The following is a 25,291-nucleotide window of genomic DNA, read 5'->3' on the forward strand; positions in this document are numbered from 1 at the left end:
GCCAGTTGCTGATTTGCCGTGCCTGATTTCTTACCCGCTTTCCTTCGGCGGTTGAGATCCTTAAGCAACCGGTTGATACGCGGCTCGGCAAACATCGCTTCCAGCGTCATACTCAGTTTTCTGCGCCAGTTGGGATACTCATCTGTGGTACCCGGCACGTTAACCGGCTTCTCCATATCCAGCCAGTCCTCCGGCTGCAAGCCCAGCAGGGCACTGCTGCTGTCAGCAATAAACCGCTGCATACCGCGGTTCAGCTCCGGCGTCATTTTCATTACGCTGGCCTTTTTACCGCTGCTCGCTGACAGGCAACCATACTGATGCAGTGCTTTCAGCAGAGCCTGTTTCTGCCTGGCGCGATCCTGATAAAGGCTGTGTAACACGGTTTTATCCGGGTATAAGCCTAACCGCTCGCCCAGCTGTAAATCTCCGGCGTTCCAGAATCCCCGCAATGTTGGCAGATCGTGCGTGGTGGCGCTGGCCATTGACTGCCGCGGCCACTTCGCAGGAGCGCGGTAGCTGTCCATTCCCTCCTGCTCGAAATAGAGCACTTTCCACGAGTAGATGCCGCTGTTACGCAACAGCGCAACGATCTCTTTTGGCACAGTGCCCAGATCCTCACCTATCACCATGCACTGGTTACGCTGGCTCTCCAGCGCCAGAATGGCCAGCAGATCTTCAACCGGATAATAGACATAAGCGCCAAAGTTGGCGGTCTCCCCGTAAGGGATCCACCATAGCCGCAGCATCGACATAACGTGATCGATGCGCAGTGCCCCACAGCTGGCCATGTTTGCGCGGACAAGATCGATAAAGGGCTGGTAGCCCCTGGCGGTCATAACGTGAGGATCCATTGGCGGAAGCCCCCAGTTTTGCCCCAGCGGGCCGAGAATATCCGGGGGGGCACCCACTGAAGCCTTCAGGCAATAAAGCTCCCGGTCGCACCAGGTTTCCGCTCCTCCTTCCGCCACGCCAACCGCCAGGTCGCGATAGAGACCTATCGGCATACCCTGCTGCTGGCTTACCTGCCAGCACTCATCAAACTGCCGGTTTGCCAGCCATTGTAGCCAGAGCCAGAAGCGCACTTCCTGCTCTTCCTGCTGGCAAAACTGCTTCACCTGTTCTGAATGCGCATCCTGCAAGGATTTCGGCCAGACCGGCCAGCCCCAGCGCTCCGGGTTATCGGCCACCATAGTGCCATGCAGCGCATCATAAGCCGCCTGCCAGTAAAGGCTGCTGCCGCCCTCGGTGATAAAATCTTCAAAGTGGATGCGGTCAGGATCGTCACTCTTACGCTGAGAAAAGTGCTGCCAGGCGTGGCGCAGCCCGTTGATTTTCAGCTCCGCCACCCGGCTATAATCGACCCACTCCGCTTCCCTGGCCCTGGACAGTGATTTTTGCGTGTTTTTCTGCTGCCACCAGCGTTGTGCCGCCTTTCCCTGCTGAAAATCGGGGACGCCAGCCACATCAATATAGAGCACGTTAAGCCAGCGTCGGGAGGAGGGGCTGTAAGGGCTGGCATTTTCCGGACTGGCTGGATAGAGCGAATGGATGGGGTTCAGCCCGATAAACGCCCCGCCGCGGCTCGCGACTTCGGTCAGCATCCGTTTCAGGTCGCCAAAATCGCCCATGCCCCAGTTCTGCTCCGAGCGCACGGTATAAAGCTGCACACAGGCTCCCCACAGCTTTTTTCCTTCCAGCAGCGCTTCAGGCTCGTAACACCGTGCAGGCGCCACGATAACCCTGCATTGCCACTGTTTTTTGCCCTGCTCAAGCTCCAGCTGGTGATAACCAAAGGCCAGATTTGCCGGCAGCTTTATCGCATCGCCTCCGCTGACTGTTCCCCTGTACTCCTGACCCTTTTCCAGCCTCAGCAGCCACTGAAATTCCCCCTTTCCTGCCACATCAAGCTGTAAGGAACGTTTGCGGACGAACACTTTGCATAAAGGAACCGGACCGGGCTTTGCACTACGCTGATCTGACATGGCCGCCAGCAGCCGCTGCCGGATTTCAGCCGCAATCTCTTCCGGTTCACCCCTGGCATTAATGTACTTAGTGGCGATGCCCGCTGCCGCTGCCGCCTGCTCAAATTTTTTGCTCTCCATCGGCTCTCCTTATCGTTTTGCCTGCCAGATACGCTGCTGGTAATCCCGAACTGAACGATCGGAACTGAAAACGCCGGTGCGCGCCGTATTGAGGATAGCGGCGCGCGTCCAGGCTTGCTGGTCACGCCACAGGGCTTCAACCCTCTGCTGCGCCTCGATATAGCTGGCAAAATCCGCCAGCACCAGCCAGGGATCGCCACCTTTGCCCAGGCTGGTAAGCATCAGATCGAACGCATGCTTATCCCCGCCGCTGAAGAACCCTTTTTCCAGCTCTTTCAGCAGGCCGTTAAGGTGTTTATCCTTTTTACGCACCTTCTGCGGCGAATAATCGCCAGCCTTTAGCGCTTTCACGTCGTAAACCGAGTGACCAAAAATAAAAATGTTCTCTTCACCTACCTGTTCGGCAATTTCAACATTCGCGCCATCCATCGTGCCGATGGTTAACGCCCCGTTCAGAGCCAGTTTCATGTTGCCCGTGCCGGAAGCCTCATAGCCTGCCGTGGAAATCTGTTCAGAGAGATCCGCAGCAGGGATCATCAGCTCCGCCGCCGTAATGCGGTAATCAGGAATGAACACCACTTTCAGCCTGTCGCCCACCAGCGGATCGTTGTTGATCTTTTCAGCCACTTTATTGATGGCATAGATGATGTTTTTCGCCAGGTAGTAGCCGGGTGCGGCTTTTGCGCCAAACAAGAACACGCGCGGCACCCGCTCTTTTTCCGGATTTTCGCGAAGCTCTTTATAACAGTGCAGGATATGCAACAGCCCCAGATGCTGGCGTTTGTATTCATGCAGCCGTTTGATCTGCACATCAAACAACGCATCCGGGTTAACCACAATGCCGGTGAGATGCCTGATGTAGCTGGCGAGACGCAGCTTGTTATCCTGCTTTATTTGCCGGTATTGCTGGCGAAAGGCTTCATTATCCGCAAATGGCTCAAGCCCTTTCAGCGCCTCCAGATTGTTTACCCACTCCACCTTTAACGTGTTGTCAATCAGCGCGGAGAGGGCAGGATTACACTGTTTCAGCCAGCGGCGTGGCGTGATGCCGTTGGTAACATTGTGGAACTTCGCGGGCCAGAGCTGGTGATATTCCGGAAACAGATCCTTTACTACCAGATCGGAATGAAGCGCCGCCACGCCGTTGACCGCAAAGCCGCTGACCACACAGAGGTTCGCCATGCGCACCTGATGGTTGTAGAGCACGGCCAGCTTTTCCCATTTCGCCTCTTCGCCCGGCCAGTGCCGATCGACCAGCTTTTTAAAGCGCTGATTGATCTCATTCACAATCATAAAATGACGGGGCAACAGCTTGCGGAAAAGCCGCTGGTCCCAGCACTCAAGCGCTTCCGGCATCAAGGTATGGTTGGTATAAGCAAAGGTTTTGCTGGTGATTGCCCAGGCTTCCTCCCAGCTCAGCTGGTGCTCATCCAGCAGAATACGCAGCATCTCCGGGATGGCGAGCGTAGGATGCGTATCGTTCAGCTGGATGACCTCATACTCTGGCAGTTCGCTGACAGAGCGTCCGGCAAGATGGTGTCTTCGCAGAATATCGGCCACCGAGCAGGCGCACTGGAAATATTGCTGCATCAGGCGCAGCTGTTTCCCCGCCTGATGATTATCGTTGGGGTAAAGCACTTTGGTGAGCTTTTCCGCCTCAATGCCCTGCTGTTCCGCTTTCAGGAATTTGCCGTTGTTGAATTTAGTCAAATCGAAGGGATGGGCGTGCCTGGCCTGCCAGAGGCGCAGCGGCTGGATGACGCCATTACGGTAGCCCGTAACGGGTAAATCCCAGGCTTCACCACGCAGGGTAAACGCGGGTTCCCAGCGGGAGCCACCCCCGTTTTTCACCATTTTCCCTCCGAAGCTGACGTTCACATCCAGCGCAGCATTGTGCCGGAACCAGGGATAGCGGTCGCGGTGCCACTCGTCGGGCGCTTCATGCTGCTGGCCCTCTTCAAAAGACTGGCGAAATAAGCCGTACTGATAATTCAGGCCATAGCCGGTTGCAGACTGTCCGACGGTGGCCATTGAATCGAGATAGCAGGCTGCAAGGCGTCCTAATCCCCCGTTGCCGAGAGCAGGGTCCACCTCTTCCTCAAGCAGTTCACTCAGATCGCACTGGTGTTGAGCAAGGCTCGCCTTCACCTCGTCATACCAGCCCAGGTTCAGCAGATTATTGCCGGTCAGCCTGCCGATTAAGAACTCCATTGAGATGTAATTCACGTGGCGCTGCTTCTTTGCAGGCTTTACCTCTGGCAGTGCTGCCATCATTTCGGCTAACGCTCCGCTGAGCGCCTGCCACCATTGTTGCTGTGTCATTTCACTGGCTGAAGAGAGACCAAGATGCTGCCACTGACGCGTCAGTGCCGCGTCAAAACGTGCCTGACTGAATTTCTGTTGGGGCATACCACTTCCTTTCTGGCAGAGACAACGTGTAAATGACGGTGACTCTTACAGTTAAGACCGGAACAGAAAAAAATGCTCACCGCAGATGAAGATAAAGCGAAGATGAGGATGATAATAAAGAGAATGTGAGGAAATGATTAAGCGGAAACGCGCGCGGCATCCTTGCCGCCTGCCTCAGAATGTGGTCAGCACAGCTCCAGATGAACTTCATGCTCTTCGATGGTTTTCATGACGCCAGGGGGCGGCGTCTCATCGGTAAAGAGATAATCGATCAGGCTCATATTGCCCAGATTCACCATCGCATTACGGCCAAATTTTGAATGGTCCGCCACCAGCATCACGCAGCGTGAGTTTTCGATAATGGCGCGCTTGGTTCTGACTTCGTGATAGTCAAAGTCCAGCAGCGAGCCATCCATATCGATACCGCTGATACCCAGGATGCCAAAGTCCAGGCGGAACTGGGAGATATAGTCCAGCGTTGCTTCCCCCATAATGCCGCCGTCGCGGGTTCTGACCTCGCCACCCGCCACAATCAGGCTGAAGTCAGGCTTTGCCATCAGCAGCATGGCAACGTTGAGGTTGTTAGTCACCACCCGCAGATTACTGTGGTTTAACAGAGCATGGGCTACCGCTTCAGGCGTGGTGCCGATATCAATAAACAGCGAAGCCCCGTCCGGGATCTGGCTGGCAACACGCTGGGCAATACGCGCCTTTTCCGCCGACCACATCATTTTACGATCCTGCCATGCGGTATTTTCAGAGCTGGATGGCAGAGCCGCACCGCCGTGATGACGCTGTATTTTATTCTGTTCTGCCAGGTCATTCAGATCCCGACGAATAGTCTGTGGACTGACGGTAAAATGATCCACCAGCTCTTCCGTGCTGACATATCCCTGACGACGCACCAGTTCGATAATGGCGTCATGACGTTGCGTTTGCTTCACATAACTCTCCTGTACGGTATCCCTGCAAATTGTTGCGCTAGGATCTGATGTGCCGGGTATCGACAAAGGCCATAGCCAGCCCAACCAGCAGACCGGTAACGTGCGCCGCATTGGCGATAGAGAGGCCAAACCAGCCCATATAGCCCACGATGAGCCAGACTACCGCAAAGGCCATCAGCCCACGTTCAAGGAATATGCCGCTCTCGGGGTCTCTTTCCCCTCTCAGCCAGGCGTATCCCATCAGCGCATAGACCGCGCCGGATAAGCCGCCAAACAGCACGCCGCTGAACTTAGCCTGCATCCAGCCGCTGAGCAGCGCAGAGATCAGCAGGATCACAAACAGCTTGCCGCTGCCAAGTCGTTTCTCGATTACCCCGCCGAGATACCACCACCAGAGCAGGTTAAAGGTGATATGCAAAAGAGAGAAGTGCAGAAACGCATGGGTAAACCAACGCCAGAGCTGGAAATGCTGATCCTGTTCCGGCCACGCCAGCCAGCTCATTACCGTGCCGTCGCCCAGCAGCTGCATCAGGATAAAAATTGCGATGCACACTACCATCACCGAGAGCGTCAGCGGCCCGGCCCGCTGCCGAATATTCGCCAGCAGTGAGGAGCCTTGATAATGGATACCGGAGTTGGTAGTGCCGGAGTGCCAGCTGGCCGCCTGATAGCGTGGGTGGTTAGGTTCACGGATAAACTGGTTAAGTTCGTTTTCGACCAGATTGACTTTCGAATCATCATCCAGCCAAACCGTATAGTGGTTGTCATGCTCCACGCGAAGCCGGATGCCGCGGGTAGCCATATAGTCCACAAAGGCTTGCGCCATGCGGGGGTTGGAGAATTCAGTGATGCGCATCATCGCCGTCGAAAGTCTCTGTTATCAAAACGAAAGAACAGTATACCGCACTGCTTCAACGGGTACAGTTAAAGCGAAGCGGCATCAACCTGCTGCGGGAACGCCAGTCGCCAGGCATCGTAGCCGCCATCAATGCTGTAAGCCTGGTCAAAACCCTGAGTCAGCAAATACTGCGCCGCGCCTTTACTGCTGTTGCCGTGGTAACACATCACCAGCACCGGGCGGGTCAGATCAGCCTGTTCGATAAAGCTGTGCAGGGAGGTGTTAGTGAGATGAAAGGCTCCGCTGGCATGACCCGCGGCATAACTTTGCGGGTCGCGAATATCCACCAGCAACGCATTATTTTCGCTCAACTGCGCCTGCGCCTGCTGCACGTTAATGCACTCAAATTGTTCCATGGGGTCCTCGTTATTGTCAGGCTGTATCTCGCCATTGTAACGCGAAGAAAGCCGGGAATAACCCAGAAATCTGTAAGGCTAATGTGCTTTTCTCAGGCTAATTATGTTACCTGCATCACGCATAAATGTTTTTATTCGGTTAACGCTGGCATCAATGTGCGTTTACGATTATTATTATGCTCGAAAACGAACATTAAAGAACTATTCCGAACATCGGAGGAGATGACGTGGAAACCAAAGACTTGATCGTAATCGGCGGCGGTATCAACGGCGCTGGCATTGCGGCTGACGCTGCAGGACGCGGCCTGTCTGTGCTGATGCTGGAAGCGAAGGATTTGGCCTGCGCTACCTCTTCTGCCAGCTCAAAGCTGATCCACGGTGGCCTGCGCTACCTGGAACATTATGAATTCCGCCTGGTCAGCGAAGCGCTGGCCGAGCGTGAGGTGCTGCTGAAGATGGCGCCTCATATCGCTTTTCCTATGCGCTTCCGTCTGCCGCACCGTCCGCATCTGCGTCCGGCGTGGATGATCCGCGTGGGTCTGTTTATGTATGACCACCTGGGCAAGCGTACCAGCCTGCCCGGCAGCAAAAGCTTGCGTTTTGGCGCAGATTCGGCCCTTAAGCCAGAAATTGTGCGCGGTTTCGAATATTCTGACTGCTGGGTCGACGATGCCCGCCTGGTTGTGCTTAATGCTCAGGAAGTTGAAAAGCGCGGCGGTGAAGTGCGTACCCGCACTAAAGTAACCCGCGCCTGGCGTGAAAATGGTCTGTGGACGGTGGAAGCGGAAGATATCGATACCGGTAAAACGTTCACCTGGCAGGCCAAAGGGCTGGTGAACGCCGCCGGCCCGTGGGTTAAGCAGCTGTTTGATGACGGCCTGAAGCTGAAATCGCCTTACGGTATCCGTCTGATCAAAGGCAGCCATATTGTGGTTCCCCGTGTACATACGGAGAAGCAGGCCTATATTCTACAGAACGAAGATAACCGTATTGTCTTTGTGATCCCGTGGATGGATGAGTTCTCTATCATCGGCACCACCGACGTAGAGTATAAAGGCGATCCGAAAAACGTTCATATTGACGATAACGAGACCGAATACCTGTTAAAAGTGTTCAATGGTCACTTTAAAAAGACGCTGAGCAAAGAGGATATCGTCTGGTCCTACTCTGGTGTGCGTCCGCTGTGTGATGATGAGTCCGACTCACCGCAGGCTATCACCCGTGACTATACGCTCGACGTGCGTGACGATAATGGTCAGGCTCCCCTGCTCTCTGTATTTGGTGGCAAGCTCACCACTTATCGTAAGCTGGCGGAACACGCGATGGAGAAACTGTCGAAGTATTATCCAAACGCTGGCCCGGCATGGACCAAAACCTGCGTTCTGCCAGGCGGGGATATTGCCGGTACGCGTGAGGATTATGCTGCAAGCCTGCGCCGCCGCTATCCTTTCATTACTGAGTCAATGGCGCGCCATTACGCCCGCACCTACGGCAGCAATACCGAGAAGCTGCTGAGCGAAGCGAAAAGCCTGGAAGATTTAGGCGAGCTGTTCGGCCATCACTTCTATGAAGCCGAGCTGCGTTACCTGGTAGAGAACGAATGGGTACGCGAGCAGGATGATGCACTGTGGCGTCGTACCAAAAACGGTATTTTCCTGAGTGATGAGCAGCGCACCCGCGTCGGCGAATGGCTGGCACAGCACGGCAAAAAACCGGCGCTGTCGCTGGCTTCCTGAAAGTCTGAGTCTGCCGTAAGCCGGTGAATGCTGGCAGGCCAGCATGCTCCCTTCAGGGTGTAACCAGTAAGCTTCGGCAGCCAGGGCTTGCTCCCCTACAGGGAGAGAGCCTGTTATCAGATTGAAATAGCTGTAAAAAAGGGGGGCGGAATTTATTTCCGCCCCCCTTTTTCCTTTCCGCCTGCTACAGGCGAATCGGTTTAATGTTCCAAATCTCGTCCGCATATTCCTTAATCGTTCGGTCGGAAGAGAAGTAGCCCATATTGGCAATATTCAGCAGCGCTTTGCGCGTCCATTCATCCGGATGGCGATAGAGCGCATCTACCTTGTCCTGCGTATCCACATAGCTGCGATAATCTGCCAGCAGCTGATAGTGGTCACCCAGATTCACCAGCGAATCAAAGATATTACGGTAGCGGCCAGGCTCCTGCGGGCTGAAGGCACCGGTGCCAATCTGCGTCAGGGCCTGATGCAGCTCGGCGTCCTGCTCATAAAATTTATGGGCGCTGTAACCGGTCTTGCGCAGCTCCTCTACCTGTGGCGTGGTATTGCCGAAGATAAAGATATTTTCCTTGCCCACATGCTCCAGCATCTCGACATTTGCACCATCCAGCGTGCCGATAGTCAGCGCGCCGTTCAGGGCAAACTTCATGTTACTGGTGCCGGAAGCTTCAGTACCGGCCAGCGAGATCTGTTCAGAGAGATCGGCCGCCGGGATAATGATCTGCGCCAGGCTGACGCTGTAGTTGGGGATAAAGACCACCTTCAGCTTATTTTTCACCTGCGGATCGTTGTTGATCACATTCGCCACATCATTGATCAACTGAATGATGTGCTTCGCCATATAGTAAGCCGAAGCTGCCTTACCGGCGAAGATGTTGACGCGCGGCACCCAGTCCGCTTCCGGATCGGCCTTGATGCGGTTATAGCGCGTGATGACATGCAGCACATTGAGCAGCTGACGTTTGTACTCATGAATACGTTTGATCTGGACATCGAACAGCGCATTAGGATCGATAACCACATCCATTTTCTGCGCGATATACTCGGCCAGCCGCTTTTTGTTGTGCAGCTTGGACTCACTGATCCGGGCAAGGAAGCTGGGGTAATCGATGTGCTGTTTAAGCTCATCAAGCTGCCCTAACTCGGTACGCCAGTTACGCCCTATCGCCTCATCCAGTACGCCAGATAAGGAGGGGTTAGCCAGCGCCAGCCAGCGGCGAGGGGTAACGCCGTTGGTCTTGTTGCAGAAGCGGCCAGGGAAGAGCGCGGCGAAGTCCGCAAACAGCGACTGCACCATCAGATTGGAGTGCAGTTCAGAGACGCCATTCACTTTATGACTGACAATGACCGCCAGCCAGGCCATACGGATTTTCCGGCCATTATTTTCATCAATGATGGAAATACGCGACTGTAAATCCCAGTCGTCCGGATAGTAGTCCTGGATGGTTTTCAGGAAGTAGTCGTTGATATCAAAGATAATCTGCAAATGACGTGGCAAAATTTTGCCAATCATATCCACCGGCCAGGTTTCAAGCGCCTCCTGCATCAGCGTATGGTTGGTGTAGGAGAAGACCTGACAGGTCACTTCAAACGCATCGTCCCAGCTGAATTTGTGCTCGTCTATCAGCAGCCGCATCAGTTCCGGGATCGCCAGCACCGGATGGGTATCGTTGAGGTGAATGGCGATTTTGTCGCCCAGATTGTCGTAGGTCTGGTGCATCATCCAGTGACGCTTCAGAATGTCCTGCACCGTGGCGGAGACCAGGAAATACTCCTGACGCAGCCGCAGCTCCCGTCCGGAATAGGTGGAATCATCCGGATAGAGAACGCGGGAAACGTTTTCAGAGTGGTTTTTGTCTTCCACGGCCGCAAAGTAGTCGCCCTGATTGAATTTACCCAGATTGATTTCATTACTGGCCTGCGCCGACCACAACCGTAAGGTGTTGGTGGCATCAGTATCAAAACCGGGGATAATCTGGTCGTAGGCCATCGCCTGCACTTCTTCCGTTTCCAGCCAGCGGGAACGGCTGCCTTCCACCTGAATTCTTCCGCCAAAACGCACCTTGTAGCGGGTATTGAAACGCTGGAACTCCCACGGGTTACCATACTCCAGCCAGTAGTCCGGCGACTCCGCCTGGCGGCCGTCAACAATGTTCTGCTTGAACATGCCGTACTCGTAGCGAATACCGTAGCCGCGTCCCGGCAAACCTAAAGTCGCCAGGGAGTCAAGGAAACAGGCAGCCAGTCGCCCTAATCCGCCATTGCCTAATCCCGGATCGCTCTCTTCTTCAATCAGCTCTTCAAGATTAAAGCCCATCTCATCCAGCGCAGCCTGAGCATCTTCATAAATGCCCATCGCCAGCAGCGCGTTAGAGAGCGTCCTGCCGACCAGAAACTCCATCGACAGATAATAAACCTGGCGGACATCCTGAGAAAGCTGCGCCCTGTTCGATCGCAGCCAGCGCTCCACCATCCTGTCACGGACGGCCAGCAGCGTGGCGTTAAGCCACTCATGCTTGTTGGCAATGGAAGGGTCTTTTCCTATAGTAAACATCAGTTTATAGGCGATAGAGTGTTTCAACGCCTCAACACTGAGTGTAGGTGCGGTATAGGTGAAAGGTGCTTTCATATCATTTGTCCCATATCCATTACAGCAGTCGTTGATAGAGATCGCGGTAGGCCACGGCCGCCACCTGCCAGCTAAAATCCATCCCCATCGCCTGACGCTGAACATAGCGCCAGAGTGAAGGACGGGACCAGAGAACAAAGGTACGCCGGATCGCTCTTAGCAGTGACCAGGCGTTGCTGTCCTCAAAAACAAATCCGCTTGCGATGCCGTCAGCCAGGTTTTCCAGCGAGCTGTCGTTCACCGTATCTGCCAGACCACCGGTGCGTCTGACCAGCGGCAGCGTGCCATATTTCAGGCCGTACAGCTGCGTCAGCCCGCAAGGTTCAAAGCGGCTTGGCACCATAATCACATCTGCCCCTCCCATAATGCGGTGTGAGAAGGCCTCGTGATAGCCGATCTGTACACCCACCTGTCCGGGATATTCCGCCGCCGCCGCCAGAAATCCTTGCTGAAGTACCGCATCTCCGGCACCCAGCAGGACCAGCTGTCCGCCCTGCTCCAGCAGGCCAGGCAGCGCTTCCAGCACCAGATCCAAGCCTTTCTGCTTGGTGAGGCGGCTGACCACCGCAAAGACCGGAACCTTGTCATCAATCTTCAGGCCCATGGTAATTTGCAGCTGACGCTTGTTCTCTATTTTGGCATCCAGCACGTCACGGTTGTAACGCGCGTTCAGCAGGAGATCGTGCTCCGGGTCCCAGATAGCGGGATCCACACCGTTAAGTATGCCGGTCAGCGACCCTTCAAGCTGCCGCTGACGCAGCAAATCTTCCATGCCGTAACCAAACTCCGGCAGGGTGATTTCACGGGCGTAGGTTGGGCTTACTGCCGTGACATGGTCGGCATAGAACAAGCCCGCCTTCAGGTAGGAAATCTGGTTAAAGAACTCCAACCCGTACATGCTGAAAAACGACTGCGGAAGCTGAATCTCTTCCAGATGTTTCGCAGCGAACAATCCCTGGTAGGCCAGGTTATGCACGGTGAAGACCGATTTTGCTGGCCTTCCTCTTGCCGCCAGATAGGCGCAAGCAAGACCGGCATGCCAGTCATGCGCATGCACCACTTCCGGCCGCCAGTGTGGATCTGCCCCACAGGCAAGCTCACACCCCATCCAGCCCAGTAAAGCAAAACGGAGATAGTTATCCGTATAAGCGAACTGCGACTCATCGTGATAGGGGCTGCCTGGTCTGTCATAGAGTTCCGGGGCGTCTATCAGATAGATCCCCACGCCATCGTAGTGTCCAAAGAGCAAATCTACCGGGCCAGCGAACGTTTGCAGCGTTGCCACGATCTGCGTATCGGGGATCCCTTTTTTCAAATCAGGAAACGCCGGCAGCAGGACTCTGGTATCAATGCCTTCTGCAATTTGCGCCGCCGGTAATGCCCCAACAACATCAGCAAGCCCGCCAGTTTTTAATAGCGGGAAAATTTCTGAACAGACATGTAAAACCTGCATTATCGGCTCCTTTACCTTGTGCTGACGCGGTCCTCCGCATCAAATACCTGTGCCTGAACTAACCAAATAAGGTGATAGTTTGTTAATTTCGCCAGCCTAATTTGGCCAGCATGGATCGTGTTACCAACACAATCCCCTCTTCTGAACGGTAAAAGCGTCGCGCGTCGTCATCCGGGTTCTCCCCGATTACCGTTCCTTCAGGCAGTTCGCAGGCGCGGTCGATTACGCAGCGGCGCAGGCGACAGGATCGCCCCACGACAACATCCGGCGAGAGAACAGAAGACTCGATATTGCAGAAAGAATTAATTCGTACGCGGGAAAACAGCACTGAATTCACCACCACCGAGCCGGAAATAATGCAGCCGCCCGACACCAGTGAATTCATGGTCATGCCATGACTGCCTGAGCGATCCTGGACAAATTTTGCCGGTGGTAGCGGCTCCATATGCGTGCGGATTGGCCAGTCGCGGTCATACATATCCAGCTCTGGCGTTACGGAAGCCAGATCAAGATTGGCTTTCCAGTAGGCTTCCAGCGTCCCCACATCGCGCCAGTAAGGCGGCGACGTTTCGTCGTTTTGTACGCAGGAGATACTGAAGGAGTGCGCCAGAGCCTCTCCGGTTGCCACAACTTTTGGCAGGATATCTTTGCCAAAATCGTGATTGGATTCCGGATTTTTAAGATCTTCCTCTAACAGCTCGTAGAGATAGTCGGCAGTGAAAGCATAAATGCCCATACTCGCCAGCGCCTGAGTAGGGTCGCCCGGCATATGCGGCGGTTCAGCCGGTTTTTCCAGGAATTCCACCACTTTGTTTTCATCACTGACAGCCATTACGCCAAACGCACTCGCCTCAGCGAGAGGCACTGGCAGGCAGGCGATGGTGCACCTGGCCTCGTTTTCAACGTGGTCGAGCAGCATCCGGGAATAGTCCATTTTATAGATATGGTCACCCGCCAGGATCACGATATATTTCGCCTGATAGCGGCGAATAATATCCAGATTCTGGGTCACCGCATCCGCCGTGCCGCGATACCAGTGCTCGGTAGAGAGCCGCTGCTGCGCAGGCAGTAAATCAACAAACTCATTCATCTCTTCATTCAGAAATGACCAGCCACGCTGGATATGCTGCACCAGCGTGTGCGACTGATACTGCGTGATCACCGCGATCCGACGGATCCCGGAGTTCAGGCAGTTCGACAGCGCAAAATCGATAATGCGAAATTTTCCGCCAAAGTGAACGGCGGGTTTTGCGCGTTTAGCGGTCAGGTCTTTTAACCTGGTACCACGTCCACCCGCGAGGATCAGGGCTACAGTTTGTGTCGGCAATTGTCTTGCCAGCATCAGGGGATCGTTCTTCTCAATGACCATGTCTGACTCCTGTTATGATTGCTTTTGGAACACGCACACACCGTGGGCTGGTCCATGCCAGACAGTTACAAGGATCGGGTTATCATCCCCGGCGAAGGGCGGAATGGCGTGCCATCGCCCTTGAGGCAGTCTGATGTCGCACACTTCTTCGGTGGCGTTCAGGGTTATTAACCAGTTTTGTGACAGCAAAATTTGCAGACGATGCTCGCCCCGCTGCCACGCCTGCGCGCTAAGCGGCTGACCTTCCTGGCTCAGCCACTCTACGTTTCCATCTCCCTCCTGCCACCAGCTTTCCGCTTGCAGCGCAGGGATCTTCTTGCGCAGGTGGATCAAAGCGGCAGTAAAGGTAAATAACCCGCTGTCATTCTCTTCCCAATCGAGCCAGGTCAGCTCGTTATCCTGACAGTAGGCGTTATTGTTGCCATGCTGGCTGTGTCCGTGTTCATCACCGGCCAGCAGCATTGGCGTGCCTTGCGCTAACAGCAATGTGGTCAGCATCGCGTGCACGCTGCGGCGACGGTGTTCCACAATCAAAAGCGGAGCTTTCAGTCCTTCAACACCATGGTTGTGACTGAAATTGTTGTTACTGCCGTCACGGTTATCTTCCCCGTTGGCTTCATTATGTTTTTCGTTAAAGCACACCACATCCCGCAGGGTAAACCCGTCATGGGCGGTGACCAGATTAATGCTGGCGGCAGGCAGACGTCCCGACTGCTGAAAAATATCGCTTGAGGCGGCAAATCTTCTGGCAAAATCGCCGTTAGAGATATCGCCGTACAACCAGTAGCGCCTGACGGTATCGCGGAAATGGTCGTTCCATTCAGCAAAGGGCGCAGGGAAATTCCCTACCTGATAGCCATCCGGGCCGATGTCCCACGGCTCGGCAATCATTTTGCACTGCGAGAGGATCGGACAGGCTTCAATGGCGCGAAACAGCTGCGCATCACGCCGGTACTCAGGCGTTCTGCCCAATACAGTAGCCAGATCAAAGCGGAACCCATCAACGTGGCACTCTTCCACCCAATAGCGCAGACAGTCCAGTGTCCAGTTCATCACCGCCGGGTGGCTGATATTCAGCGTGTTTCCACAGCCGGTCCAGTTCTGATAGCCGCCCCGCCCATCAAGCCAGTAGTAGCTCTGGTTATCAATCCCGCGCATAGAGAGCAGAGGCCCCGTCTCTTCCAGCTCGGCGGTGTGATTAAATACCACATCAAGGATCACCTCGATTCCCGCCGCATGCAGAGCCTTAACCGCCCGCTGGAACTCATTGCGGGCAGGCAGGCCGTCTACACCTGAAGCATAGCGCGTATCCAGCGCACAGGGAGCGAGCGGGTTATATCCCCAGTAATTAGTCAGGCCCTGGCGAAGCAGACGCGGCTCATGGGCAAAACAGGCCACCGGCAACAGTTCCAGGCTGGTGATGCCAAGCCGTTTGAAATAGTCGATCATCACCGGATGGCCCAGCGCCGCATAGGTTCCCCGGATTTCCGGGGGAATAGCGGGATGACGCTTTGTCAGCCCACGGACATGCGCCTCATAAATTACCGTTGCCCCCCAGGGTACGCGCGGAAAGGCGTCATCTTCCCAGTCGAAATCGTCTGCCAGCACCACGCTTTTCGGGGCAACCGGCGCGCTGTCGAGGGTGTTCATCTCTGCTTCCCCACCCAGAAAACGCGGGTCGTCAGTGACTTCGCCTTCTACCTGACGGGCACAGGGATCGACCAGCAATTTATTGGGGTTGAAGCAGTGCCCTGCCTCGGGCTGCCACGGGCCATGTACCCGATAACCGTAACGCTGGCCGGGTTTAATAGCAGCCAGATAGCCGTGCCAGATATCGCCGGTACGGCCCGGTAGATCCATACGTGCTTCCTGTCCCTGTTCATCAAACAGGCAGAGTTCAACTCGCCCGGCATGCTGAGAAAACAGGGTAAAGTTCACGCCTTTGCCGTCATACACTGCGCCGGCAGGCGTGGGTTTACCAGGAAGCAGTTGACTCATGAGGCTTCCCTTACCAACCACAGGGTAGATAACGGCGGCAGCGTAATGCTGACCGAATGCTCACGGTTATGGCTGGAGTGCGCTTCGCTGTGAATCGTTCCCAGATTACCGGCGTTACTGCCGTGATAATGTTCTGAGTCGGTGTTCAGCACCTCTTTCCAGCTGCCTGCGCCCGTTACGCCAAACCGGTAGTTCTCACGTAGCACAGGCGTAAAGTTGCTGACCACCATCATTTCGTTGCCTTCACGATCGCGACGGACAAAGACAAAGACTGAGTTTTCAAAGTCATCAACCACCAGCCACTCAAAGCCCATCGTGTCGAAGTCGAGCTGATAAAGCGCAGGATTGGCTCTGTAGGTGTGGTTCAGGTCGCGCACCAGGCGCTGTACGCCGTTATGCCAGTTGTCTTCCCCCTCCAGCAGATGCCAGTCCAGGCTGCTGTCATGATCCCACTCTCTGCCCTGCGCAAACTCACAGCCCATAAACAGCAGCTTTTTACCTGGGAAGCCAAACATCCAGCCGTAATAGGCACGCAGGTTGGCGAACTTTTGCCAGGCATCGCCAGGCATGCGGTCCAGAATCGAACGCTTGCCGTGTACCACTTCATCGTGAGAGAGCGGCAGCACAAAGTTTTCGGTGGAGTTGTAGAGCATCCCGAAGGTCAGGTTGTTGTGGTGATGCTTGCGGTACACCGGATCGAGCTTCATATAATCAAGGGTGTCGTGCATCCAGCCCAGGTTCCACTTGTACCAGAAACCTAACCCACCGGTTTCAGGCGGCCTGGAGACGCCAGGGAAGTCGGTAGACTCCTCTGCAATAGTGACCGAGCCTGGTGCATTGGCCCCCAGGGTACGGTTGGTGTAACGCAGGAAGGCGATCGCCTCCAGATTCTCTCTGCCGCCCAGGTGATTAGGCACCCATTCGCCCTCTGCACGGCTGTAGTCGCGGTAAATCATCGAGGCCACGGCATCCACACGCAGTCCGTCAATGCCAAACCGTTCAATCCAGTAGAGCGCGTTGCCAGCAAGGTAATTACTTACTTCACGGCGGCCAAAGTTATAAATCAGCGTATTCCAGTCCTGGTGATAACCTTCACGCGGGTCACCGTGCTCATACAACTCGGTGCCATCAAATTTTGCCAGGCTAAAGTCATCAGAAGGGAAATGCCCCGGTACCCAGTCGAGCAGTACGTTAAGCCCCGCCTCATGCGCTGCCGCAATGAAATTGCGGAACTCATCGCGGGTACCGAAACGTCGGGTTGGTGCATACATGCCGGTAGGCTGATAGCCCCAGCTTCCGTCAAACGGGTGTTCATTGATCGGCATCAGCTCAAGGTGGGTAAAGCCCATCTCTTTAGCGTAGGGCACCAGCTGCTCCGCCAGCTCCTTGTAACTCAGCCAGAAATTATTATCGGTATGGCGACGCCAGGAGCCGAGATGAACCTCATAGATCGAGATAGGCGCATCAAAATCGTTGGCTCTCTGCCGCGCTTCTGGTATCTCCATTTTAGGCGGGATACCGCAGATCACGGAGGCGCTGTCGGGACGCATCTGCGCCTCGAAGGCGTAGGGATCGGCCTTCAGGCGCAAATTGCCATGCAGGTCAATGATCTCGAACTTATAGAGATGGCCAGGCACCGCACCAGGCACAAACAGCTCCCAGACGCCAATTTCACGGCGGAAACGCATCGGATGACGACGGCCATCCCAGAAGTTAAAGCTTCCTACCACTGAAACGCGCTGGGCATTTGGTGCCCAGACGGAAAAGCGGGTGCCGATCACTCCATCAATCACATCCGCATGGGCGCCCATGGTTTCATAGGGACGCAGGTGGGTGCCTTCAGCCAGCAGCCAGCTGTCCATTTCAGCCAGCAACGGGCCAAAGCGGTAGGCATCATCAATCAGGTTCTGCTCACCATGCCAGGTAACAGCCAGCTGATACCGGAAAGGATTTTTACGTCTTGGGATCACCCCATGAAAAAATCCGCGTGAATCGATGCACTCAAGCTGAGCGCATTTACGCCCGGTATTGGTTTCAATCACCCATACTTCCGTGGCATCGGGCAGCAGCGCCCGGACTTCCAGACCCTGACTGGTCTGGTGCATACCAAGGAGTGAAAAAGGGTCGGCGTAATGGCCGGAAATCAATTCGTTAATATGCCGACGATCCGTAAGCTCGGACATGACTGTCTTCCCGTGATGTATGGCAGGCGATCTCCCATCCCGCTGACGGACGATGAGAAATGCACTGCTCTTCATTGAGCCAAAAGCACGCTGACGGGAATGGTGGCCATCCAGTGCGAAAACCGCCGCAGCGTGCGACAACTTCATCAGATAATGTAAGACGCTTCAGGCCGTATCGTGTTATCCGTTTCGGCCAGTTTTTTTCGGTAATGTTTTTAAGCATAGCCAGGGCGCGGCTAAAGCCTGCACCGAAATCACAAAAATATGCTTTTCAGATCAAACTTTCAGAGATTGGTCAGGGTGAACGTGGAGATTGAAGAAATTATGAACAGAACCAGACGCTTTTTGGTAACGTCTGGAAAGTAAAAAGGAAAAACCCCTGAAGCTGGAGAGTCAGGGGCAGAGACAGAAAAGACCGGGGGTTAGCCCACCAGCAGACGCAACATACGACGCAGCGGTTCGGCCGCGCCCCACAACAGCTGGTCGCCAACGGTAAAGGCTGAAAGATACTCCGGCCCCATGTTGAGCTTACGCAGGCGTCCAACCGGGGTTTTCAGCGTGCCGGTCACCGCAGCAGGCGTCAGCTCGCGCATAGTCAGTTCGCGATCGTTCGGCACCACGTGCACCCAGTCGTTATGTGCAGCCAGCAGCTGCTCCACTTCTTTCAGCGGCACATCTTTTTTCAGCTTCAGCGTAAAGGCCTGGCTGTGGCAACGCAGCGCGCCGACACGGACGCAGAGACCATCAACCGGAATGGTGGCCGCAGGTTGCAGAATTTTGTTGGTTTCCGCCTGCCCTTTCCACTCTTCACGGCTCTGACCGTTTTCAAGCTGCTTGTCGATCCAGGGGATCAGGCTGCCAGCCAGCGGCACGCCAAAGTTGTCGGTTGGCAACACGCCGCTACGGCCCATCTCAGTGACCTTGCGTTCAATATCCAGGATAGCAGAAGCCGGATCCTGCAACTCTTTCGCCACGTGGTCGTGCAGCATGCCCATCTGCGTCAGCAGCTCACGCATATGTCGCGCGCCGCCGCCGGAAGCAGCCTGATAGGTTGCCACAGAAGCCCACTCCACCAGATTATTGCTGAAGAGGCCGCCTAACGACATCAGCATCAGGCTCACCGTACAGTTGCCGCCTGCAAAGGTTTTAATGCCTTTATCCAGCCCCTGCTGAATAACGTGGTGGTTAACCGGATCGAGAATAATCAGCGCGTCATCCTGCATACGCAGGGTGGAAGCCGCATCAATCCAGTACCCCTGCCAGCCAGCTGCCCGCAGTTTTGGATAGATTTCAGTGGTATAATCGCCGCCCTGGCAGGTAATGATGATATCCAGCGCCTTCAGCGCCTCGATATTAAAGGCATCCTGCAAGGTTCCGGCAGAGTGGCCGCCAAATTCAGGGGCCGCCTGGCCGTGCTGAGAAGTGGAGAAAAAGACCGGGCGAATGACATCAAAGTCCCGTTCTTCCACCATACGCTGCATAAGAACGGAGCCAACCATGCCGCGCCAACCGATAAGTCCTACTGATTTCATGTTGCACCTGCTGAAGGCGCTGCCGGGGACGACACACACGCCTGAACTGTTAGAGTGATAAGAAAGAGATCTGTTAACACCTTACAAAATGCTGGAAAAGTGGCAAGTGAATTAAATCGATTAGCAGCATTTTTTTAGCAATGCTGCTTATAACGTGCAGCGATCGGAACGAATCTGGGAAGTAATGCAATGACAGAAATGATCTCCGCGACAATATTATTGTTGCTTATTATGGATCCGCTGGGCAATTTGCCGATTTTTATGTCGGTTTTGAAGCATCTGGAGCCAAAACGTCGACGCCGCGTATTAATGCGCGAGATGCTTATTGCGCTGGCTATCATGCTGCTGTTTCTGTTTGCCGGGGAAAAAATCCTCATCTTTTTAAATCTGCGAACGGAAACCGTGTCGATTTCCGGCGGCATCATTCTGTTTCTGATCGCAATTAAGATGATTTTCCCCTCCCATGAAAGTAACAGCACCGGGCTTCCTGCCGGAGAAGAGCCGTTTCTGGTGCCGCTGGCGATCCCGCTGGTGGCTGGCCCCTCTTTGCTGGCGACACTGATGCTGCTTTCCCATCAGTATCCTGACCAGATGGGCCATTTAGTGGGCGCGTTGCTGATTGCCTGGGGAGCGACGGTAGTGATCCTGCTGCTCTCAGGGCTTTTTTTACGTCTGCTGGGGGAGAAAGGGGTAAATGCGCTGGAGCGTCTGATGGGATTGATACTGATTATGCTGGCGACTCAGATGTTCCTGGACGGGATCCGCGCCTATCTGAAAATTTAGTGAGAGAGGGGCGCGATACCGCGCCCCTTCAGGGGTCAGGATAACAGTTCGAAAGCGATCATTCCGACAATAGCGCCCACAGTGCCCAGCAGGGTTTCCATTATCGTCCAGGTTTTCAGCGTTTGCGCTTCGGTTGCACCGGTGAAGCGGCCAAACAGCCAGAATCCTGCGTCGTTAACGTGGCTGAAAATAACAGACCCGCCGGCAATACAGAGAGAAAGCGCCGCCATCTGGGCGCCTGAGTAATGCAGCGGTTCAATTACCGGCATAATCAGGCCAACCGCCGTCAGGCAGGCCACGGTGGCCGATCCCTGAATGATGCGTACCGCGCCCGCCAGAATAAAGCAGGCCAGCGCAACCGGCAGGCCGGCACCGGTCAATGCGTTACCCAGCGCCGGCCCCACGCCTGAATCCACAAGTACCTGCTTAAACACGCCACCAGCCCCGATGACCAGCAGGATAATACCCGCAGGCTGCAACGCGCTGCCGCAAATCTGCATCACGCGCTCTTTATCCATGCCCTGACGGTAAGCCAGGCCATACATTGCGACCAGACAGGCAAGCAGAATGGCAATAAACGGATGGCCGATAAATTCCAGCCACTGATAGAGCGTGGTGCCCGGTTCGGTAAAGCGCGCGCCGATTGTTTTCAGGCCTACCAGCACCAGCGGGAACAGGATCAGCGACAGGCTGAAGCCAAATGAAGGCAGCTTGCTCTCATCAAAGTCGGGATGCGACTCTTCCGTTGGCAGCGTAAATTCCACATGGCGGCTGATAAAGTTGCCGAACAGCGGACCGGCAATCAGCATACTGGGGATGGCCGCACAGAGGCCCAGCAGGATCATCCAGCCAAAATCGACATGCATCTGAGACGCCAGCAGCATCGGCGCCGGTCCGGGCAGCAGAAAGGCAGCAGAGGCGGCAACCCCGGCAAACAGGGGGATCACCAGCTTAACCAGGTTGTCGTGCGTGCGGCGAGCCACGGCAAAGGCAATGCTGATCAGCAGCACTATCGCCACCTCAAAGAACAGAGGCAGGGCGCAGATTAACCCGGCGATGCCCATCGCATAGTGCGCGCGGCTCTCGCCAAAGGTCTTCAGCATCTTAATGGCGATCTGATCGACCGCCCCGGTTTCATGCAGGATTTTGCCGAACATGGCGCCCAGCGCCACCACAATGGCGAGGAAACCCAGCGTACCACCCATGCCTTTTTGCATGGTGTCTGCAATTTTATCGAGGGGCATGCCGGAGAAGATCCCGGCACCGACGGAGACTAACATCAGGGCAACGAAAGCGTGCATACGCGCTTTCATCACCAGGAACAGCAGCAGTAACACGGAACCTGCTGCCGTTAAAACCAGTGTTGCAGTAGCCATTACATCCAACTTATTTTTTTATCGCACCTTCGATGGTGGCGATGGTATCGGCCACAACCTTGTCCAGCGTCTGATTGATATCGACAATCAGAACATTGCCTTCATCAAGGCCAGGCTCCTGAAGCGTTTCAAATTGCGTGACCAGCATCTGCGGCTTGAAGAAGTGCCCTTTTCTCGCCCGCAGACGGGATTCAATGGTGTCATAATCGCCCTTGAGATAGACAAAGGAGAGGTTCTCATTGCCTTTACGCAGAATGTCGCGATATTGCTTTTTCAGCGCGGAGCAGACAATCAGCGAGATATCATTGGTGCGCTGCATGGCAAACGCCGCATCGTTAATCGCTTGCAGCCAGGGCCTGCGGTCATCATCGTTCAGAGGATGCCCTTCAGACATTTTCTGGATATTAGCGCGAGGATGAAGAAAATCCCCGTCGAGAAACGCCGCTTTCAGCTGATAGGCAACGGCATTGGCAACCGCTGATTTGCCGCTTCCTGATACGCCCATCAGCACGAAAACGTGGTGGGTCGAAGGGGTGGTTTTCATTTATTTATGCTCCGGCAGAGAGTCCAGGGAGAAGACCGTGCAGCTTCAGCCCAATTTGTTATCGGTAACATTGTCTGGACGGCCATGCAGTAAGGCAACAGCTGGGCGGGAAAAAGTGGTTATTTGTGAGGTGGTTCAAAAAAATGAGCGTTTCAGAGTGGTCGCGGCACAAAGAGACAAATTTTCCCTTCAGGCACCCATTAGCTGGAGAATTCTTCTCCAGCCGGTGCCGGCTGCCTCTCAGATGCGCAGACTCAGATGCTGCCACCTTCGGAAATGGTAAACCCGACATCCACCTGGCTGGCTTCATTCTGCTCGCCGCGAATACGGGCCAGCAGCAGCGAAGCGGATTCACTCCCCATTTTTTCACGCGGTGTCACCACCGTTGCCAGTTCAGGCGTGACTACCTGAGTAATATCATGGCCGTGAAAACCCGCTATCGCCATCTCCTGGGGTACGCGTAGCCCCTGACGCTGGCACTCAAACATCGCCCCTACTGCCAGATCATCGTTGGTGCAGAACAGGCTGTCGGTCGCGGGGTAGCGCCGCTGGGCCTCCTGAAACAGCGTTGCCCCCATGGAGAAAGAGGAGGCTTCTTCCATCATGATGCTGTGCGGCTCAAAGCCCGCTTCCCGCATCGCCTGCTCGTAGCCCTGCTGCTTCAGCAGCGTTCGTTCATCCAGCCTGGCTCCCAGGTAAACGGTATGGCGATACCCTTTTTTAAGGATGGCGTGTGTCATCTGCCGCGCGGCTTCAACATTGTCAAAGCCTACCGCCATATCCAGACAGGGCGAAACGGAGTCCATCATCTCCAGCACCGGGATACCGGCCGTCTCGATCATCCGCAGGCTGGCTGGCGTATGCGTTCGCTCGGTCAGGATCAGCCCGTCAATGTTCCAGGCCAGCAGCGAGCGAATTTGCAGCTCTTCCTTTTCCGCGCTGTAGCCAAAGTGGCCCAGCATGGTCTGATAGCCAGCCGCATCCGTCACCGCTTCAATTCCCCGCAGTACATCGGCGAAAACCTGATTGGTCAGTGACGGCAGCAGCACACCAATAGCCCGACTGGTAGAGTTGGACAAAATATCTGGTGCTTTATTGGGAATATAGCCCAGCTCATCCAGCGCCTCGGCAATGCGGCTCTGTAGCGCGACAGAGACCTGATCGGGGTTGCGCAGATAGCGGCTGACGGTCATTTTAGTGATGCCCACACGATCGGCAACGTCCTGTAATACCGGTCTTTTCTTCTTCATTATCGTCAGGGATTGGGGAGAGATAAGCAGAGTGTAACAAAAATGGCAGGAAAACGGTGAAGGGTGCGGGAAACCGCACCCAAAGTGTGACGAAGTTAAACTGCGGGCAGATCAAACAGCAGGATTTCAGCATCGCTTCCGGCTTCAATCGCCAGAGCAGTTTCGTCCCAGATGGCGAAGGCATCGCTGGTAGAGGCGTTTTCACCGTTAACGGTGACATCCCCTTTCACCACCTGGATCCAGATACGGCGTCCGGCGTCCACCTCTACGGCACCCTGCTCACCCTGTTTCAGCACCCAGCGGGAAAGCGTCATATCCTGGAACACCTTCAGGGAACCTTCACGGGCATCCGGTGACAGCACCAGCTGACGGCCCTGCACATCATCGAAACGGCGCTGGGCATAGCGAGGCTCAATGCCGGTTTTTTCCGGAATGATCCAGATCTGGTAGAGATGCAGCGGCACCTCTTTGCTGGCGTTGTACTCAGAATGACGGACGCCGGTACCGGCGCTCATAATCTGGAATTCACCCGCCGGGATCTGCTCTTTGTTGCCCATGCTGTCTTCATGCTCAACCGTACCGGAAAGCACGTAGGTCAGAATTTCCATATCTTTATGGGGATGGGCACCAAACCCCTGCCCGCCATCGATCACATCTTCATTAATCACCCGCAACGCCGAGAAGCCCATGAAATTGGCATCGTGGTAGCTGGCGAAAGAAAATGTGTGATAGCTGTCCAGCCAGCCATGATTGGCGTGACCGCGATCTTCTGCTTTGCGTAAATAAATCATGTTCAGTTCTCCTCAACGTTTTCACATAGTCTGGACCTGAACACGGGGGGATGATAGCGGAGAAAATTGTCTCCTCTGTTCAAAATATTCGATTAACGGAGCGGGCTTTTGGATAAGTTTTCAGACTAATCAGCAGGCAAAAAAAAAGCCAGCACCCGAGCTGGCTAAATAATACTTGAAAGCAATGTGAGCAATGTCGTGCTTTCCCGCTGGTCCGTGAAGCCCATGCCGGAATGCATGGCAATAATAATCATTATCATTCGCACTTGTAAAGCATTTTTTTGCTTGATTTATCCGCTAAAGGCCATGATCTTAAAGAGGATTACCTAAAAACAGGGAGCAGAGAAATGAGTGAGATCGTGATACGCCATGCCGAACCGGGCGATGCCGAGGCGCTGCACCGTATGCTGAGCCAGCCCGAAACTTACCGCGATACGCTACAGCTTCCTCATCCGGCGCTCAAAATCTGGCAGGATCGTGCGGCTCTTTCCCAGGCGGGTTGGCATCGCCTGGTCGCCTGCATTGAAGATAAAGTGGTCGGCGATCTGACGCTGGAAGTGAACAGCCGCGCGCGCCGCCGTCATACCGCCTCTTTCGGGATCTCTGTGGACTACGGTCATCGCGGCAAAGGCGTGGCGAAAGCGCTGATGCAGGAGATGGTCAACCTGTGCGACAACTGGCTGAGTGTGGACCGCATCGAACTGACGGTATTTGCTGACAACGCCACGGCCATAGGGCTGTATGAAAAATTTGGCTTTGTGACTGAAGGCGTCGCCCGCCGCTTCGCCGTCCGCGAAGGGAGCCAGGTAGATGCGCTCTATATGGCCCGCCTGAAAGAAGGGGAGTGACGCTGTCAGCGGGGTGTTCACCGATAACCGGTAAAAGCGCCCTGTTTTGGCAAACTCGCTTCCCCAGGGTTCGGGTGGACAGGCAGG

17 protein-coding genes and 1 pseudogene are annotated in these 25,291 nt (G+C 54.9%); 3 read left to right on the plus strand and 15 right to left on the minus strand.

All coding sequences use genetic code 11. The features are described from left to right. Positions 1-14: 14 nt before the first annotated feature. The 5 genes and pseudogenes from malQ to glpE form a co-directional block, all read right to left on the minus strand. Positions 15-2,102 (minus strand): annotated as a pseudogene (gene malQ, locus AAH450_RS14970) (4-alpha-glucanotransferase); the annotation flags it as partial. Between the two features lie 9 nt (positions 2,103-2,111). Further along, positions 2,112-4,511 (minus strand): maltodextrin phosphorylase, encoded by a 2,400-nt coding sequence (gene malP, locus AAH450_RS14975; RefSeq protein WP_342910909.1) that lies wholly within the window; start codon positions 4,509-4,511, stop codon positions 2,112-2,114. Between the two features lie 185 nt (positions 4,512-4,696). Further along, entirely contained in the window at positions 4,697-5,455 is a 759-nt protein-coding gene (locus tag AAH450_RS14980; protein ID WP_342910910.1) for a DeoR/GlpR family transcriptional regulator, read from the minus strand. Positions 5,456-5,492: 37 nt separating this feature from the next. Beyond that, positions 5,493-6,311, minus strand: a complete 819-nt coding sequence (gene glpG, locus AAH450_RS14985) for a rhomboid family intramembrane serine protease GlpG (protein ID WP_342911249.1) — start codon at positions 6,309-6,311, stop codon at positions 5,493-5,495. 68 nt (positions 6,312-6,379) lie between these two features. After that, positions 6,380-6,709, minus strand: coding sequence for a thiosulfate sulfurtransferase GlpE (gene glpE / locus AAH450_RS14990; RefSeq protein ID WP_342910911.1), 330 nt, complete (start codon positions 6,707-6,709; stop codon positions 6,380-6,382). A 227-nt stretch (positions 6,710-6,936) separates the two neighbouring features. On the opposite strand from glpE, the gene glpD reads away from it, so the two are divergent. Continuing rightward, on the plus strand, positions 6,937-8,445 hold the full coding sequence (gene glpD / locus AAH450_RS14995) for a glycerol-3-phosphate dehydrogenase (RefSeq protein ID WP_342910912.1): 1,509 nt from the start codon (positions 6,937-6,939) through the stop codon (positions 8,443-8,445). A gap of 184 nt (positions 8,446-8,629) precedes the next feature. Here the strand turns inward: glpD and glgP are convergent, their stop codons facing one another. From glgP to asd, 6 genes are all read right to left on the minus strand, one after another. Next, a complete protein-coding gene (gene glgP / locus AAH450_RS15000; protein ID WP_342910913.1) occupies positions 8,630-11,077 on the minus strand; it encodes a glycogen phosphorylase in 2,448 nt (815 codons plus the stop codon). Positions 11,078-11,096: 19 nt separating this feature from the next. Beyond that, positions 11,097-12,530 carry a glycogen synthase GlgA gene (gene glgA / locus AAH450_RS15005; RefSeq protein ID WP_342910914.1) on the minus strand — a complete coding sequence of 478 codons (1,434 nt, stop codon included), beginning with the start codon at positions 12,528-12,530 and terminating at the stop codon, positions 11,097-11,099. Positions 12,531-12,612: 82 nt separating this feature from the next. After that, positions 12,613-13,899 carry a glucose-1-phosphate adenylyltransferase gene (gene glgC / locus AAH450_RS15010; protein ID WP_342910915.1) on the minus strand — a complete coding sequence of 429 codons (1,287 nt, stop codon included), beginning with the start codon at positions 13,897-13,899 and terminating at the stop codon, positions 12,613-12,615. 12 nt (positions 13,900-13,911) lie between these two features. Continuing rightward, positions 13,912-15,897 (minus strand): glycogen debranching protein GlgX, encoded by a 1,986-nt coding sequence (glgX, locus tag AAH450_RS15015; RefSeq protein WP_342910916.1) that lies wholly within the window; start codon positions 15,895-15,897, stop codon positions 13,912-13,914. Beyond that, entirely contained in the window at positions 15,894-18,080 is a 2,187-nt protein-coding gene (gene glgB, locus AAH450_RS15020; RefSeq protein WP_342910917.1) for a 1,4-alpha-glucan branching enzyme, read from the minus strand. Before glgB ends, glgX begins: the two co-directional genes overlap by 4 nt. A gap of 422 nt (positions 18,081-18,502) precedes the next feature. Beyond that, complete coding sequence (gene asd / locus AAH450_RS15025; protein ID WP_342910918.1) at positions 18,503-19,612, minus strand: aspartate-semialdehyde dehydrogenase; 1,110 nt, start codon at positions 19,610-19,612, stop codon at positions 18,503-18,505. Positions 19,613-19,801: 189 nt separating this feature from the next. Between asd and AAH450_RS15030 the strand changes: the two genes are divergently transcribed. Continuing rightward, positions 19,802-20,395: a YhgN family NAAT transporter gene (locus AAH450_RS15030; protein ID WP_342910919.1), complete on the plus strand. Its 594-nt coding sequence runs from the start codon at positions 19,802-19,804 to the stop codon at positions 20,393-20,395. Positions 20,396-20,430: 35 nt separating this feature from the next. Here AAH450_RS15030 and gntU read toward each other — a convergent pair whose 3' ends face one another. From gntU to AAH450_RS15050, 4 genes are all read right to left on the minus strand, one after another. Further along, on the minus strand, positions 20,431-21,771 hold the full coding sequence (gene gntU, locus AAH450_RS15035; protein WP_342910920.1) for a gluconate transporter: 1,341 nt from the start codon (positions 21,769-21,771) through the stop codon (positions 20,431-20,433). 10 nt (positions 21,772-21,781) lie between these two features. Then, positions 21,782-22,315 carry a gluconokinase gene (gene gntK / locus AAH450_RS15040; protein WP_342910921.1) on the minus strand — a complete coding sequence of 178 codons (534 nt, stop codon included), beginning with the start codon at positions 22,313-22,315 and terminating at the stop codon, positions 21,782-21,784. A gap of 254 nt (positions 22,316-22,569) precedes the next feature. Further along, positions 22,570-23,565, minus strand: coding sequence for a gluconate operon transcriptional repressor GntR (gene gntR / locus AAH450_RS15045; RefSeq protein WP_342910922.1), 996 nt, complete (start codon positions 23,563-23,565; stop codon positions 22,570-22,572). Positions 23,566-23,660: 95 nt separating this feature from the next. Then, positions 23,661-24,356, minus strand: a complete 696-nt coding sequence (locus AAH450_RS15050; protein WP_318789300.1) for a pirin family protein — start codon at positions 24,354-24,356, stop codon at positions 23,661-23,663. Positions 24,357-24,703: 347 nt separating this feature from the next. On the opposite strand from AAH450_RS15050, the gene AAH450_RS15055 reads away from it, so the two are divergent. Continuing rightward, a complete protein-coding gene (locus tag AAH450_RS15055) occupies positions 24,704-25,204 on the plus strand; it encodes a GNAT family N-acetyltransferase (RefSeq protein WP_342910923.1) in 501 nt (166 codons plus the stop codon). The last annotated feature ends 87 nt before the right edge of the window (positions 25,205-25,291 follow it).

Origin of the sequence: Erwinia magellanica (assembly GCF_039023495.1) — a bacterium.
Taxonomy (GTDB): domain Bacteria; phylum Pseudomonadota; class Gammaproteobacteria; order Enterobacterales; family Enterobacteriaceae; genus Erwinia.